This is a genomic window from Pseudomonas sp. 57B-090624 (genome assembly GCF_003234055.1).
In the GTDB taxonomy this organism is placed as follows: domain Bacteria; phylum Pseudomonadota; class Gammaproteobacteria; order Pseudomonadales; family Pseudomonadaceae; genus Metapseudomonas; species Metapseudomonas tohonis.
Map to the genome: position 1 here is coordinate 1 of NZ_QKRU01000068.1, position 14,702 is coordinate 14,702.

Annotated in this window: 13 protein-coding genes; 8 read left to right on the top strand and 5 right to left on the bottom strand. The window is 65.8% G+C overall.

Annotated features, from left to right (window positions below; translation table 11 throughout):
- Window positions 1-412 precede the first annotated feature (412 nt).
- The 3 genes from DMX10_RS25400 to pbpG all read left to right on the top strand — a co-directional run bounded on the left by DMX10_RS25400 (window position 413) and on the right by pbpG (window position 3,513).
- The gene (locus tag DMX10_RS25400; protein WP_111263707.1) at window positions 413-1,411 is read left to right on the top strand and encodes a hypothetical protein; all 999 of its coding nucleotides are present in this window, start codon (window positions 413-415) and stop codon (window positions 1,409-1,411) included.
- Between the two features lie 480 nt (window positions 1,412-1,891).
- Complete coding sequence (locus DMX10_RS25405) at window positions 1,892-2,236, top strand: hypothetical protein (protein ID WP_111263708.1); 345 nt, start codon at window positions 1,892-1,894, stop codon at window positions 2,234-2,236.
- 344 nt (window positions 2,237-2,580) lie between these two features.
- On the top strand, window positions 2,581-3,513 hold the full coding sequence (gene pbpG / locus DMX10_RS25410; RefSeq protein ID WP_111263709.1) for a D-alanyl-D-alanine endopeptidase: 933 nt from the start codon (window positions 2,581-2,583) through the stop codon (window positions 3,511-3,513).
- A gap of 294 nt (window positions 3,514-3,807) precedes the next feature.
- Here the strand turns inward: pbpG and DMX10_RS25415 are convergent, their stop codons facing one another.
- From DMX10_RS25415 to DMX10_RS33295, 3 genes are all read right to left on the bottom strand, one after another.
- A complete protein-coding gene (locus tag DMX10_RS25415; protein ID WP_111263710.1) occupies window positions 3,808-4,506 on the bottom strand; it encodes an LrgB family protein in 699 nt (232 codons plus the stop codon).
- Window positions 4,503-4,859 (bottom strand): CidA/LrgA family protein, encoded by a 357-nt coding sequence (locus tag DMX10_RS25420; protein ID WP_111263711.1) that lies wholly within the window; start codon window positions 4,857-4,859, stop codon window positions 4,503-4,505. Before DMX10_RS25420 ends, DMX10_RS25415 begins: the two co-directional genes overlap by 4 nt.
- Window positions 4,860-4,964: 105 nt before the next feature.
- A complete protein-coding gene (locus tag DMX10_RS33295) occupies window positions 4,965-5,099 on the bottom strand; it encodes a hypothetical protein (protein WP_256604861.1) in 135 nt (44 codons plus the stop codon).
- Between the two features lie 259 nt (window positions 5,100-5,358).
- Between DMX10_RS33295 and kynU the strand changes: the two genes are divergently transcribed.
- From kynU to DMX10_RS25445, 5 genes are all read left to right on the top strand, one after another.
- Window positions 5,359-6,603: a kynureninase gene (gene kynU / locus DMX10_RS25425; RefSeq protein WP_111263712.1), complete on the top strand. Its 1,245-nt coding sequence runs from the start codon at window positions 5,359-5,361 to the stop codon at window positions 6,601-6,603.
- 30 nt (window positions 6,604-6,633) lie between these two features.
- The gene (locus DMX10_RS25430; RefSeq protein WP_111263713.1) at window positions 6,634-8,049 is read left to right on the top strand and encodes an amino acid permease; all 1,416 of its coding nucleotides are present in this window, start codon (window positions 6,634-6,636) and stop codon (window positions 8,047-8,049) included.
- A 127-nt stretch (window positions 8,050-8,176) separates the two neighbouring features.
- Window positions 8,177-9,496 carry an OprD family porin gene (locus DMX10_RS25435; protein WP_111263714.1) on the top strand — a complete coding sequence of 440 codons (1,320 nt, stop codon included), beginning with the start codon at window positions 8,177-8,179 and terminating at the stop codon, window positions 9,494-9,496.
- Window positions 9,497-9,586: 90 nt separating this feature from the next.
- Window positions 9,587-11,347 (top strand): hypothetical protein, encoded by a 1,761-nt coding sequence (locus DMX10_RS25440; protein ID WP_158545628.1) that lies wholly within the window; start codon window positions 9,587-9,589, stop codon window positions 11,345-11,347.
- Window positions 11,348-11,447: 100 nt separating this feature from the next.
- Window positions 11,448-12,473 (top strand): porin, encoded by a 1,026-nt coding sequence (locus DMX10_RS25445; RefSeq protein ID WP_111263715.1) that lies wholly within the window; start codon window positions 11,448-11,450, stop codon window positions 12,471-12,473.
- Between the two features lie 667 nt (window positions 12,474-13,140).
- Here the strand turns inward: DMX10_RS25445 and DMX10_RS25450 are convergent.
- Window positions 13,141-14,127: an amidohydrolase family protein gene (locus DMX10_RS25450; protein ID WP_111263716.1), complete on the bottom strand. Its 987-nt coding sequence runs from the start codon at window positions 14,125-14,127 to the stop codon at window positions 13,141-13,143.
- On the bottom strand, window positions 14,124-14,696 hold the full coding sequence (locus tag DMX10_RS25455; protein WP_111263717.1) for a 3-hydroxyanthranilate 3,4-dioxygenase: 573 nt from the start codon (window positions 14,694-14,696) through the stop codon (window positions 14,124-14,126). The genes DMX10_RS25450 and DMX10_RS25455 overlap by 4 nt, the downstream gene beginning before the upstream one ends.
- Window positions 14,697-14,702: the final 6 nt, after the last annotated feature.

A 14,702-nucleotide genomic window follows, 5' to 3' on the forward strand; every position in this document is an offset into this window, starting at 1 on the left:
CCCTCAAACCTGAGCAAGGACGCTCAGTGAAACGCCGGAAGGCAACTTGAAGTGGCTTGCAGCCACTTCGACAGCAGGCACATCCGACCGGCTGGCTGCCGCTAAAGCTACTTTTTCAACAGAATCGACCAAGAGCGGACGTTGAGACTAGGAAAATAAAACGGTGGCCTTTTTCGCGCACAAACTTGTGCCAGCCGTTGCATTTGGCTACCGCCAAACTGAAGATAAGCGCCTGTCGTAAGCCCACTGCTTGGGCTATCTCTCGCTTCGGACGAAGCGCCGTTTTGACCAGGAGCTGTATTGTGATGGATCACATACTGGCCGGACCTTCTTGTTCAGGTCTTTCCCTCTCGGCAGGGCGCCCCTCTTTTTTCACAACATATCCTCAACCCAGCCAGCTCTAGGAATTCCCATGTCCGAGTCATCGCTCAATATCGTCTTGAAGTCCGATAACAATCAGCTCGCGGTGTTGCTTAAAGGGTTGAACGGGACGTTTACCGCCGCGTTTTTACAAGGGTTAGAAGCAACGTTCGCCGGCGACCGGGGCCATCCACAACCCGCCGTTTTCACCGACCTCAACGTGCAACAGGTGAGGGTCGGCAAAGGATTGTATGGGCTGCATATCCAAGGCGACGAAGCGGAAGCCTTCATGGACTGGCTAGGCGGCTTGCCGGGATTGGCGTTCTGGGCGTTGGCAACCAGTGAAACGATGATCGACATATATGCCTCCAGCGATGGCTGTAGTTACTGGAGCACCTATGTGGCGTGGGAGGGCGGCTCAGACCCGGAAGAAGATGCTCGTGAAGCCAAGCTCCAATGGTGGGTCGGCATGACCAAACCGGTGTTGCGCCATTTCGATGAAGACGCCGACAGCGCGCTTGCACTGCTCAAAGCCCATCAGAAAACCAAGGACGAAGCCGACCACTGGGGCTACTTCTTCGCCAACCACATCACCAGCGAAGGCATGCTTCTGAAAGTCCGGATCAAAGACAAACTGGTACGTACCGCCTGGCTGCGAGAACTGCAGCGCTACGTAAAAGCGGAAGAAAAAGACTTCCAGCGCCTGGCCACCTTTTTCACCAGCGAGCGCCTCAAATGGCAAGGCGGTGACGAGACGGCACAGTTCCCCGATTGGTCGGAACAACGGAAAGCTCCGCTGGAGCTGGCGAAGGGTTTAATGTTCGCCGAGGAGGCCGGCAACTGCCTATACGTTGGCTTTCATATGGACGGTATCGCGCCATATATTCACGGCGACTGCAACTCCTCGTCACGAGGCAATTACGCAATCAATTTGGTGCAGTACTTCACCGCACTTTATTCGTTAGTCGGGGGCCGAGTTTTTTATAAAAACGAAACCCACTACCTTGCTCGCAGTGTTATTGACCATGATGGTTATCTGTACATCATGTAAATCAATGCGTGCGGCGCTAGATCGTGAAGAAAAACAGCGCCGCTGGGATAGCGCGCCTGAAAGATGTCACCACATTTGGTTTTTGATTTTCGTACGTGCAGCATCGTCCCGGGATTTCGGGCCTAAGACTGCCCATCACGGCCGTCCGCTCCTGGCCGATTTCAGCCCCTGGTGAACGGCTCCAATCATCACTTTTCGCCAACCTACAGTTGGTCGACAGCCATCCGACCAGAGCATCCAGTTCGGCCTGCCGCGCCGGTGCGATCCCCCGCTCGCCGGCGCTGAGAATCTCGTACAGGTGCGCCACCGATGAGGTGACTGGAGTCAGGGCCTAGCTCGGGCTTCAGCCTTGGCCGAGGATGCCGGCCAACGTGCCTTTCCCGCCATTGATCCGAAACCCGCCATGGCCCCGAACCCGGGCCATGGAGCGGTTGCCCAACGGACGTATCATCGGCATCCATCCCTCAGCGAGGTACGGCCATGAAGCTCTTCCGTTGTGCGCTGCTGGCCCTGGTGGCGAGCGGTGCGATCCCCGCCCAGGCCGCCGAACCGAATGGGCAGCAGACCATCCGCGTCATCCCCAAGGCCTACGTCAGCCCCGGCGCCAGCGGCAGCGTCGACACCTACGAAAGCAGCCAGCGCTACGACGTGTACGGCGGGCAGCGCGTGCCCAGCGACATCAACTCCACCCGCAGCAGCTCCGGCTACAGCAGCCAGGACATCCAGCAGCGCGGCGGCATCCGCCAGACCACCGAATACCCCAACGGCCTGATCATCGAGCGGGTTCCGGGGCAGGGCACCACGCAGTATTACCGCCGCGAGTGATCGTGCCGCCCGGCGCGAGTTCCGTAGGATGGGGCGGGCGGCGTTCCGCGAGCTCCGCGAAACCCATCGATTCGGCGTCTCGGGCACAAGAGCGTGCCTGGGCCGGCTCCGCTTGGTGGAGGTAAAAAGCGACCTCCACCCTACGTATCGGTCATGCCCGCGTGTTGGGGCTGCCTTCTGCCCCGATCTCCCGCTTCGCTTGGCCCTCCCGCTGCGAACATGCTGCGAAAAAAATGCCTGCCGGCGAGCGCTGGGGGCTGAATTGGCGGGCTTTTTGTTCTCTATAATGTCGACCAGTTCGCAACGGCGATCTTCATCCCAATCTTCATCCGGTAGCCCGTCACGTGAAAATCCGAACCTCGCTTTTCAAGGCCCTGTTCCTCTGCACCAGCCTGGCCCTCGCCAGCCCCGCCAACGCCCAGACCCCCTCGCCCCTGCGCGACCCGGCGCAGCTGCAACTCGCTTCCGGCAGCGCCATGCTGCTGGACCTGAAGACCAACAAGGTCATCTATTCCAACAACCCCGACCTGGTGGTGCCCATCGCCTCGGTCACCAAGCTGATGACCGCCCTGGTGGTGCTCGATGCCAGGCAGTCGATGAGCGAAGTCATCGACGTCGACATCAGCCAGACCAAGGAAATGAAGGGCGTCTACTCGCGCGTGCGCCTGGGCAGCCAGGCCACTCGCCACGACATGCTGCTGATGACGCTGATGTCGTCCGAGAACCGCGCCGCCGCGACCCTGGCCCACCATTACCCGGGTGGTTACGGCGCCTTCATCGCCGCGATGAACGCCAAGGCCCGCGCCCTGGGCATGAAGCACACCCGCTACGTGGAGCCCACCGGCCTGTCGCTGAACAACGTCTCCACCGCCCGTGACCTGGTGCAACTGCTGGTCGAGAGCCGCAAGTACCCGCTGCTCAGCGAGCTCAGCACCACCAAGGAAAAGACCATCACCTTCGTCAAGCCGCGCTACAGCCTGGGCTTCAGCAACACCAACCACCTGACCCGCAAGGCCGACTGGAACATCGAGCTGACCAAGACCGGCTTCACCGACGAGGCCGGCCACTGCCTGGTGATGCGCACCCGCATGGGCAACCAGCAGGTGGCCATGGTGCTGCTCGACGCCTTCGGCAAGTACACCCACTTCGCCGACGCCACGCGCATGCGCCGCTGGGTGGAAACCGGCAAGAGCGGCCCCATCCCCGTCGCGGCCAAGGCCTACCGCCAGCAGAAGGACAGCGCGCGCAAGCAGCAGATGGTCGCCACGCCGAATTGATCCGGCGCGTCGTCTTCCATTGGCTTGGGCAACCACGTCCGTAGGGCGTGGTCATGAGTCATCGGTGCTGTCGCTGAAGGACGAACTCGTGCCGCAGGGGGTGCCGTGCGCACCGCAACTCGGTGCCTCCGGTGAAGCCCAGGTGCGCGCAGCACACCCTACGTGTGGAGCGAGCAGCGGCTGCATGTTCCGAGGCCTGGCGGTGCTTCCCCTCCCGTGGAGCCAAAGGTAGATCCACGTTCTACGGACGCGGATTTCTGCGCCTATTGATCCTGGCCTGTTCAGCCCGGCACCTCACCCCAGCAACACCGGCAACAGCACTGCCGTCGCCACGCCCGCCAGGCTCATGGCCAGGGCGGCGAAGGCGCCGGTTTCGCTGTTTTCCTGCAGCGCCTGGGCGGTGCCCACGGCGTGGGCGCTGAGGCCCAGGGCGAGGCCGCGCGCGGCGGGGTGGGTGACCCGTGCCAGGCGCAGCAGGGCCGGGCCCAGGGCCGCGCCGAGCACGCCGGTGATCATCACGAAGACGGCTGCGAGGGAGGCGCTGCCGCCCAGTTGCTCGGCCACCAGGATGGCGATGGGCGAGGTCACCGACTTCGGCGCCAGGGTCATCAGCATCACGTGGCCGGCGCCCAGCAGGTGGGCCAGCAGCAGGGTCAGCGCCAGCGTCACCGTGCCGCCCACGCCCAGGGCGATGAGCACCGGCCAGAACAGCTGGCGGATGCGCGGCAGGTTCAGGTACAGCGGCACCGCCAGGGCGACGGTCGCCGGGCCCAGCAGCAGCCAGAGCATGCTCGATGCGCTGCGGTAGGTGGCGTAGTCGATGCCGCAGGCCAGCAGGGCGGCGACCACCAGCAGGGTCGCCACCAGCACCGGTTGCGCCAGCACCGAGCGGGTTTTCTCGAACAGCAGCAGCGCCAACTGGTAGGCGCCCAGGGTCAGGGCGAGGTGGAACAGCGGGTGGTCGCTGACACCGGGCAGCAGCGGGGTGCTCATGGGCGGCGCTCCGGGCGGCTGCGGCGGATCAGCGCCTGCATCAGCCAGCCGGTGAGCGGGATGCCCACCAGCAAGGAGCCCAGCAGCGCGGCGGCGATGGCCCAGACGTCGCGGCCGATGGTCTCGACGTGCAGCATGATCCCCACCGCCGGCGGCACCAGCAGCAAGGGCAGGTATTTCAGCAACTGGCCGCTGGCGTCCCCCAGTGCCGCCGGCACTTCGCCACGGATCACCAGGAACGCCAGCAGCAGGAGCAGGCCGAGCACCGGCCCCGGCAACAGCGGAAGGAGGAGGTGATTGAGGGCCGAGCCCAGGAGCAGGAACGACAGCAGCTGGAACATCCCGCGCAGCATGGCGACGCCTTCCGAATGACGAGTCGAAGGGGCATCACTATGGGAGCGGCATGGCACCGGAAACAGCGGCAGTTGCGGGCGTGAAAAGCAGAGCAGGGCGGCGCCTCAGGCCAGCCAGTCGTCCTCGCTGCCGGGTTCTTCTTCCGGCGCCAGTCCGCGGATGATGTACCAGCGCACGCCGAGATGGACGCCGATCGCGGCCAGTACGACGAGCAGGATGTGCAGCGACTCCGAATCCATGAGTTCCCCAGGGCAGTGAGGCGACCGGCTCCACGCTAGCTGCCTGCGGGGGCTTTGAACAGGTGCAGTCGAGGGCGTTTTCCAGCGGGCCAGCCGTCGTGGCTGGCTATAACGGCTCGGAATAGTTGCTTCGGGCATTTCTATTTTCGGGTAATGGCGACTGAGGGGTAGCATCCGCTCACCCTAATGCGAACAGGTGCCCCGGACCCGCGCCGGGCACCTGCGGCAACCGATAAGAACAAGCAGTCAAGGAATCGCCATGTCCAGCAGCGCCCCTCTCACCCGCGATGATTTCGTGCGCCTCGACGACGAGGACGGAATGGGTCAGTTCCGTGCCCGTTTCGACCTGCCGCCCAACGAGATCTACCTCGACGGCAACTCCCTCGGCGCCATGCCGGCCCACGTCCCGGCGCGCATCGACAGGGTGATGCGCAAGGAATGGGCCCATGGCCTGATCCGCTCCTGGAACGACGCCGACTGGTACCCGGCCCCGCAGCGCACCGGCGGCAAGATCGCCCGACTGATCGGTGCCCAGGCCCACGAAGTGATAGTGGCCGACTCCACCTCCATCAACCTGTTCAAGGTGCTGGTGGCCGCCACCCGCATGCAGCCTTCGCGCAAGGTGATCCTGGCCGAGCGCGGCAACTTCCCCACCGACGTCTACATCGCCGACGGCGTGGCCGAGCTGACCGGCTGCGAGCTGCGCTGCGTGGAGCCGGACGCGGTGCTCGACGCCCTCGACGAGAGCGTCGCGATCCTGTCCCTGACCCACGTGAACTTCAAATCCGGCCGCCGCTACGACATGGCCGCCATCACCGCCCGCGCCCATGAAGTCGGCGCCCTGGTGGTCTGGGACCTGTGCCACTCGGCCGGCGCCATGCCCATCGAGCTGAACGGCGCCAACGCCGACTTCGCCGTGGGCTGCGGCTACAAGTACCTCAATGGCGGCCCCGGCGCGCCGGCCTTCGTCTTCGTCGCCGAGCGCCACATCGCCCAGGTGCGCCAGCCGCTGACCGGCTGGCACGGCCACGCCAGGCCCTTCGACTTCAGCCACGACTACGCGCCCCACGCCACCATCGACCGCATGCTGGTGGGCACCGCCCCGCAGCTCGGCGTGCTGGCCCTGGAGGCGGCGCTGGAGGTGTTCGAAGACGTCGACATGCAGGCCCTGCGCACCAAGAGCGTGGCCCTGTGCGACCTGTTCATCCGGCTCTGCGACCAGGAGCTGCAAGGCCTGGGCATCGAGCTGCGCACCCCGCGCGACGCCGAGCAGCGCGGCAGCCAGGTGTCCCTGGCCCACGCCGACGCCTACCCGGTGATGCAGGCGCTGATCGCCCGCGGCATCGTCGGCGACTTCCGTGCGCCGGACATCCTGCGCTTCGGCTTCACCCCCCTCTACACGCGCTACCAGGACGTCTGGGAATGCGTGGCGGCACTGCGTGAAATCCTCGAACGAAAAGAATGGGACCGCCCGGAGTTCCTGGCCCGTAAATCGGTGACCTGAGCCCCCGCCAAACCCTGGAGCAAGAATGCGATGACAAAAACAACAAGCTCATTCGAACAATTGGTAGACCGGGAAAAAGGCCTCAAGCAGAGCCTCACCAGCGGGCAGCTGTCGATGATCGCCATCGGTGGCGCCATCGGCACCGGCCTGTTCCTCGGCAGTGGATTCGCCATCGGCTTCGCCGGGCCCAGCGTGCTGGTCAGCTACGGCATCGGCGCGCTGATCGCCCTGCTGCTGATGGGCTGCCTGGCGGAAATGACCGTGCGCCACCCCACCTCCGGCTCGTTCGGCTCCTTCGCCGAGTTCTACGTGTCACCCGGCTTCGGCTTCGCCATCCGCTACGCCTACTGGTCGTCCATCGTCTTCGCGGTGGGCACCGAGATCACCGCCGCGGCCATGTACATGAAGTACTGGTACCCCGAGGTGCCGGGCGGCTACTGGATGGTGGCCTTCTCCGTGGCGCTGATCCTGGCCAACGCCTTCAGCGTCAAGGTGTTCGGCGCCATCGAGTACGTGTTCTCGCTGCTCAAGCTGTGCGCCATCGTGGTCTTCATCCTGCTCGGCGCCTGGGTGGTGTACGGCGCGCCGGCGGATTCGGCCATCGGCTTCGCCAACTACGGCAACGACCGCGGCTTCTTCCCCAACGGCCTGTGGGGCACCTGGGTGGCGGTGATCGTGGCCTTCTTCAGCTACCTCAGCATCGAGATGATCGCGGTGGCCGCCGGTGAGGCGAAGGACCCGCAAAGCGCGGTGACCCGAGCCTTCCGCATCACCGTGGTACGCCTGGTGGTGTTCTACCTGCTGACCATCGCCCTGGTCCTGGCCATCGTGCCCTGGGGCCAGAACACCGGCGGCCAGAGCCCCTTCGTCATGGTGATGGAAGCCACCGGCGTGCCCTATGCGGGCGCGGTGTTCAACGCGGTGATCCTGATCGCGGCGCTGTCGGCGATGAACAGCCAGCTGTACATCACCACCCGCCTGATGTTCAGCCTGTCCCGTGCCGGCCAGGCGCCCAGGGTGTTCGGCACCCTGAGCGGCAAGGGCGTACCGCTGCCGGCGCTGCTGCTGTCCTCGGTGGGCATCGCCCTGGCCACCCTGCTGTACCTGGCGTACCCGGAGAAGGCCTTCACCCTGATGATGTCGATCGCCATGTTCGGCGCGATGTTCACCTGGGCGGGCATCTTCCTCACCCACCTGTTCTTCCGTCGCCGCCAGGGCGGCCAGCCGCTGACGTTCAAGCTCTGGGGCTACCCCTGGACCAGCCTCGCCGGCCTCGCGCTGATGCTGGCGCTGATGGTCACCACGCTGTTCACCGAGGCGTTCGCACCCACCCTGCTGTGCGGCCTGCCGTTCCTCGCGGTGATCCTGCTGATCTACGCCCTGCGCTTCCGGCAACGGGCGCCACTCGAAGGCGACGCGCCCAAGCCGCTGCCGATCCAGCGTTGATCCCCGGGCCAGGGACGGCCCGCACCCCCTGAAGGCAACACGACCCGTCCATGGCGGGCCGATGCCCGCACGCGCCCGGGGAAAGGCGCGACAGCGAAGAACAACAAGAATCCACGAGGCTCGAACCATGTTGCGCAGAACCTTCCCGGCATTGCTGCTGGCCGCCTGTGCCTGCCCGCTCGCCCTTGCGGCGAGCGAGCCGGCGCCGGGCCTCGTCGCCGGCAGCCAGGCGACCCTGTTGCTGCGCAACTCCTACTTCAACCGCAGCAAGGAGGATGGCCGCCGCGACGCCCGCGACTGGACCCAGGGCGTCGTCGCCCAGTACGCCTCCGGCTTCACCGCAGGCACCGTCGGTGTCGGCCTCGACGGCTTCGCCTACCTCGGGCTGAAGCTCGATGCCCCGGCCAACAAGAGCGGCACCGGCAACCTCCCGGTGCACGACGACGGCCAGCCTGCCGACGAGTACGCCAAGGCCGGCGCCGCCCTCAAGCTGCGTTACTCGCGCAGCGTGCTCACGCTCGGCGAGCAGCGCCCCGACACCCCGGTGTTCGGCGTCAGCCACTTCCGCATCGTGCCGCAGACCGCCACCGGCATTGCCCTGGTCAGCCAGGAGATCGACGGGCTCGACCTGCAGGCCGGGCACTTCACCTCGTCCACCAGCCCGGTGACCACCAACGGCGACGGCGACCTCTGGGCGGTGATGGCGGGCGTCATCACCCCGCGCGCCGACTACCTGGGCGGCCGCTACCGGGTCGCCCCCGGCCTGGATCTGAGCCTCTACGGCGCGCGCTTCAAGGACATCTGGAACCAGTACTACGCCAGCCTCGACGGCCGCCACGGGCTGGCCGCCGACCGCGAACTGGGCCTGACGCTGACCCTCTACCGCACCACCGACAGTGGCCAGGCGCGGGCCGGCGATATCGACACCACCACCCTGGGCGCCGCCACCTGGCTGCGCAGCGGCGCGCACCGCTGGCTGCTGGGGCTGCAACGGGTGGACGGCGATACGCCGTTCGACTACCTGGGCGTGGGCGACAACGACCGCAATGGCCGCAACGGGCGGGACCAGGGCGCCTCCATCTACCTGCCCAACGCCGCCCAGTTCGCCGACTTCAACGGCCCCAATGAGCGCTCCTGGCAGGTGCGCTACGACCTGGCGCTGGAGCGCTACGGCGTGCCCGGCCTGTCGCTGATGGCCCGTCACGTGCGCGGCTGGGGCATCGACGGCAGCCGGATTCCCGCCGGCAGCCCCTACGCCGGGCGCTACGGCGCCGATGGCGAGCACCGCGAAAGCAACCTGGAGCTGCGCTACGTGGTGCAGGCCGGGCCGGCCAAGGGCCTGAGCCTGCGCGCGCGCCAGGCCTGGCACCGCGCCGATCGCGACCAGGGCTCGGGCGACCTCGACGACTTCCGCCTGATCACCGACTACCCCATCGACCTGTTCTGACCGGCCAGCACGCCTGGCCGGGGGCGTCACCCACATCGATTTCTGCAATGGCAAGCACTGCCCAATCGGGCACAACTGACGGAGTGAATAATGAAAACAAGGCTGCTCCCTTCCAAGGCTCGCGTTCCGTTCATCCAGACCGGCGTCGCGGCATCCGTGATCCTCGGCATGTTGCTGGGCGGTTATGCCCGCGCCGAGGGCCACGGCCCGATCAACATCGTCGACCCCTTCGTGAAGCGGCAGGCCGAGCTGTCGCCGGACAGGACCCCACCTGAACCGGCGCCGGGCAGCTACGGCCTGGACAAGAAGACCGGCGTCTTCACCCACCCGGCGGCCACGCCCTTCTCCCACGGCGGCCAGCCCTTCGCCGGCCAGCTCGACTACTGGGACAGCAAGACCTACATCAAGAACATGAAGGTCGAGGCCTACTACCCCATCGTGGTCGAGCCCTTCCACACCTGGCAGAACATCGTCGACTTCGACGGCAAGCGCTACCTGTACCAGTACGTGCGCCGCAGCCTGAAGATCTTCGACATCACCCATCCCAAGGACGTGAAGCTGCTGCTTACCCGTGGCGAGACCTGGGGCCCGAACGGCCCGGGCGAGGAGCAGAACCCCTACCCGGCGGACGACATGTTCGGCGCGGCCTCCATCCAGTGGAACAAGAAGCTGGGCAAGAACATCATGGTGCAGTCCTTCGAGGTGCGTCGTTTCGGCGTGCTGGAAGACAAGTACCGCGAGCCGGACAAGGTCGAGGCCATCCGCAAGTCCAAGCACCTCAAGGGCTTCAAGGTCTACGAGATGAACGGCCCGCTGCCGGCGGACTGGAAGCTGATCGCCACCCGCACCACCGACATCGAGCACCCCAACGCGCCCATCGGCGAGCAGGAAGGCTCCGGCGTGCGTGACATCCCGGCCTACTTCGGCGGCGATGTGATGTACGTGGCCGCCGCCCCCAGCGACAAGTACGCCCTCACCGAATACCCCAACGACCTGTACAACGCCGGCTACCAGTCCTGGGACATGTCCAACCCGGCCGACCCCAAGCTGCTGGACGTGCTCACCGTGCCCGGCCAGATCGTCGGCGACCCCGAGCACGAGGCCGTGTTCAAGGCCAACCCGCGCGCCGGCAACCGCGCCTCCTGGATGGGCGCGCGCATGTCGCTGTTCATCCCCAAACCGGTGGAGCAGGGCGGCAAGTACGGCTACGCGGCCATGGGCGGCATGGGCCTGTACGTGGTCGACATCACCGATTCGAAGGCGATGAAGGTGGTGGGGCACGTGGACTTCCCGGTCAGCGTGGCCGGCACCGAAGGCGACAACATCGACGTCTCCCAGGTGGAGAAGACCGGACTGGTGTACTTCAGCGGCTACCCGCTGTCCGAGGACTGCTACGAGGCCTACAAGGACATCTACGCGGTGGACGTGAGCAACCCGGCCAAGCCCGCCATCAAGCACGTGCTGCCGCGCCCGACGCCGCCGGCCGATGCCGCCTTCACCGACTTCTGCCAGCGCAAGGGCAGCTTCGGGCCCAAGCGCACCGGCTACTACACCCAGCCCGGCGTCTCCCGCGAGGGCATCCTGCCGTACGCCTTCTACAACGCCGGCGTGCAGGTGTTCGACGTGCGTGACCCGGCCAAACCCACCATCGGCGCCTACTTCGTGCCGCCCTTCGACACCCAGAACGTGGCCAGCTACGCGGTCGGCAACCTGACCCACAGCGCTTACACCGAGTACGACCGCAACCTGATCTGGGTCTTCACCAACCACGGCTTCTACGCACTGTCGACGCCGTTGCTGGGCACGCCGAGCTTCGACGCACCGAAGAAGCCCTGGCCGTCCCGGGACTGACCCTGCGGCTCCATAACAACAAAACCCAATAAGAAAAATAGAGCGCGCGGCGGCGGGGAGATGGCCGCCGCGGGCTCACCCTGTTCGATCGGAGCAACCCATGCGCAAACTTCTACTCGCACTTCCGCTTGTGAGCGGGCACGCCTTCGCGGGAATCGAGATATCCGGGATCATCGACGTCACCTACGAGGTGGCCACCTCAGGCGGGGACACCGTGGAGCGGGTCACCGGTGCCGGTCTCAGCGCCAACCGCATCCAGTTCAAGGCGGACCAGGCGCTCACCGACGACCTCTCGGTGAAGGGCGTCTACGAGGCGATGTACAACCCCCATTCCGATGACGACATGGGCAAGCGCGAAGCCTATGCCCAGATCATCTCCAAGCGCTGGGGCACCCTCAGTGCCGGGCGCCAGGACACGCCCTCGGCCAACGCCTACGGCTACGCCGACCCGCTGTTCGGCAACGAATACAGCCTGATCAACAACGTCAGCGTGTTCTATGCGCCCTGGCGTGAAGACCGCTCGCTGATGTACATCAGCCCGCGCATCGAGGGCTTCGAGTTCCGCGGCATGGCCACCCAGGGCGAGAAGGACGGCAGCCGCGACGGCCGTGTCTACAGCGTGGCGCTGGACTACTGGGCCGACAGCCCCTGGTACTTCTCCGGCGCCCTGGACCGCAAGTACCAGCGCAACCTCTGGGACAAGGACAGCATGGAGTACGCCACCGACCTCTACCTGACGGCGGTGTACAGCATGGGCAAGACCGACCTGACCGCCGTCTACCACCGCTACACCGGCTACTACGCCTACGCGCCCTGGGTGGATTTCGAATCCAACGGCAGCGACCTGCAGCTGGGCCTGCGGCACAACTTCGGCAACAAGCACAACGTCGCCGTCAGCCTGATCTACAAGGACGACCGCAAGGACGAAGCCCTCAGCGACGCCGCCGGCATCAACCTCGGCTACATCTACAACTACGACGAGAACATCGACCTCTACGGCGTCTACGCCTACATCCACCACACGCGTGATTCGGATGTGCGCTACCCCATCAGCTGGAACCTGGAAAGCCCGCTCGCCGACGAAAACCCCGAAGGCATGCAGCTCGGCGTGCGCTTCAAGTTCTAGCCCACCCGCCACACCCCCGCCCGCGACAGGACGCTGTCGCGGGTTTTTTATTGCCCGCGATACGGCGGTGCATGGGGCACGTCCGGTGCACGCCGGTCACGCCGATTGGTGGATGGGTGAAGCGTCATCCACCCTAAGCGAGGCCGGGCCGATGAGCCGGGTTGGGGCCCGGAGGTGATGGGTTTCGCGGCGCTCTACCCAGCCCCGGGGTTGATCGGGATGTAGGGTGGATGACGCTCTTTTCATCCACCAAACGATGTCGCCGGAAAGCACATTGCGGCGGCGGTGCATGGGGCATGTCCGGTGCACGCCGGTCATGCCGATTGGTGGATGGGTGAAGCGTCATCCACCCTACGCGAGGCCGGGCCGATGAGCCGGGTTGGGGCCCGGAGGTGATGGGTTTAGCGGCGCTCTACCCAGCCCCGAGGTTGATCGGGATGTAGGGTGGATGACGCTCTTTTCATCCACCAGGCGATGTGCCGGGGAATACCTGAGCCCATACAGGGATGCAGTTCGTAGGATGGGTAGAGCGAAGCGAAACCCATGCTGCACAGGCGGTGCGGGGTGTCGCGGGTTTCACCCGCCCTACGGAAACCATGCCCATAAAAAAGCCCTGGTCCGACGGTGCGGACCAGGGCTTGAGTCAGGAGGCGTGATGGAGGGGGTATCAGATGCCGAAGAACTCCCGGGCGTTGCCGGCGCAGATGCGTGCCTTGTCGGCGTCGTCCAGGCGCGGGTGTTCGAGCACGCCGGAGCCGATGCGCTGTTCGCCCAGGGGGAAGGGCGAGTCGGAGCCGAGCATGACCCGGTCCGGGCCCATCACCTCCACCAGCAGCTGCAGGGCGCGGGGGTCGAACACGGCGGAGTCGACGAAGAAGCGCTTCACGTAGCTCGAGGGCAGTTGCGGGCAGTCCTCGCGGACGATGTCGCGGTGGCGCCAGGCGTTGTCGACGCGGCCGAGAAGGAAGGCGAAGCCGCCGCCGCCGTGGGCGAAGCAGATGCGCAGCGACTCGGGGATGCGCTCGAAGGCACCGGAGAGGATCAGCGAGAGGATGCCCAGCTGGGTTTCCGCCGGCATCGCCACCAGCCAGGGCAGCATCCATTTGCGCATGCGCTCGCCGCCCATCATGTCCCAGGGGTGCACCAGCACCGGGATGCCGTCGTTGGCGCAGTGGCTGAGGAAGGTCACCAGGTTGTCGTGGTCCAGGTCGTGGTTGCCCACGTGGTTGCCGATCTGCACGCCGACGTGGCCGGCGGCCTTGGCGCGGCTGGCCTCGCGGCAGGCTGCGTCTATGTCCTGCAGGGGCACCTGGGCCAGCACCTTAAGGCGGTCCGGGGCGCGGGCGGTCATCTCCAGGGCGCGGTCGTTCATCAGCTGGGCCCAGGGCAGGGCGCGTTCGATGGGCGCGTCGTAGGCGAACATCACCGGGGTGGCGCACATGATCTGGATGTCCAGGCCCTGCTCATCGAGGTGCTCGATGCGCCGGACCGGGTCCCAGAGCACGTCGTGCACCGGGCGGAAGGGCTTGTCGCCGACCATGATCTGGCCGCTGCGGCCGTCGCTGTGCAGCCAGGGCGCGCGCTCGGGGTTGAGCCGTGCGGCTTCCTCCCGGGTGATGGTGGGGAAGAAGTGCGAGTGGATATCGATTTTCATGCTCGGGCTGCCGCCTCCAGGGTCCGGTGCCAGGTCTGCCAGTCACGGCCGGGGTGGATCTCGCCGCATTCGCTGCAGCGGCGCTCGGCCTCGCGGGTGGCGTAGAACTGCTCGTACACCGGGGGCAGGTCGTTGACGATGCTCTGCAGCTGCATCTCGTAGCGCTTGATCACCGTGCCGCAGTGGGCGCAGCTCCACTGCAGCGCGTCGTACAGGCCGGCGGGGCGCTGGCGCTCGATCACCAGGCACAGGCTGCCGGGCTCGGGGCGTTGCGGGGAGTGGATGACGTGGGGCGCCATCAGGTAGATGTCGCCCTCGCGCAGGTCGATGCGCTCGTAGCGGCCACGGTCCCAGATGTTCAGGTAGGCGTTGCCCTTGAACTGGTAGAAGAACTCTTCCATCGGGTCGTCGTGGAAGTCGGTGCGCTGGTTCGGGCCACCGACCACGGTGACCATGAAGTCGGCGTCCTGCCACACCTGCTGGTTGCCCACGGGCGGCTTGAGCAGATGCGCGTGCTCCTCGATCCAGCGGTTGAAGTTGAGCGGCGGGCTGAAGTGGTGTTTGTCCATCTTGTT

Bases quoted from the DNA above. Each gene is read 5' to 3' on its own strand.
- DMX10_RS25420 (WP_111263711.1), bottom strand. From the start codon at position 4,859: ATGCTGCGCGGGATGTTCCAGCTGCTGTCGTTCCTGCTCCTGGGCTCG.
- DMX10_RS25440 (WP_158545628.1), top strand. From the start codon at position 9,587: ATGAAAACAAGGCTGCTCCCTTCCAAGGCTCGCGTTCCGTTCATCCAG.
- kynU (WP_111263712.1), top strand. From the start codon at position 5,359: ATGTCCAGCAGCGCCCCTCTCACCCGCGATGATTTCGTGCGCCTCGAC.
- DMX10_RS25405 (WP_111263708.1), top strand. From the start codon at position 1,892: ATGAAGCTCTTCCGTTGTGCGCTGCTGGCCCTGGTGGCGAGCGGTGCG.
- DMX10_RS25435 (WP_111263714.1), top strand. From the start codon at position 8,177: ATGTTGCGCAGAACCTTCCCGGCATTGCTGCTGGCCGCCTGTGCCTGC.
- DMX10_RS25445 (WP_111263715.1), top strand. From the start codon at position 11,448: ATGCGCAAACTTCTACTCGCACTTCCGCTTGTGAGCGGGCACGCCTTC.
- DMX10_RS25450 (WP_111263716.1), bottom strand. From the start codon at position 14,127: ATGAAAATCGATATCCACTCGCACTTCTTCCCCACCATCACCCGGGAG.
- DMX10_RS25415 (WP_111263710.1), bottom strand. From the start codon at position 4,506: ATGAGCACCCCGCTGCTGCCCGGTGTCAGCGACCACCCGCTGTTCCAC.
- DMX10_RS33295 (WP_256604861.1), bottom strand. From the start codon at position 5,099: ATGGATTCGGAGTCGCTGCACATCCTGCTCGTCGTACTGGCCGCGATC.
- DMX10_RS25430 (WP_111263713.1), top strand. From the start codon at position 6,634: ATGACAAAAACAACAAGCTCATTCGAACAATTGGTAGACCGGGAAAAA.
- DMX10_RS25400 (WP_111263707.1), top strand. From the start codon at position 413: ATGTCCGAGTCATCGCTCAATATCGTCTTGAAGTCCGATAACAATCAG.
- DMX10_RS25455 (WP_111263717.1), bottom strand. From the start codon at position 14,696: ATGGACAAACACCACTTCAGCCCGCCGCTCAACTTCAACCGCTGGATC.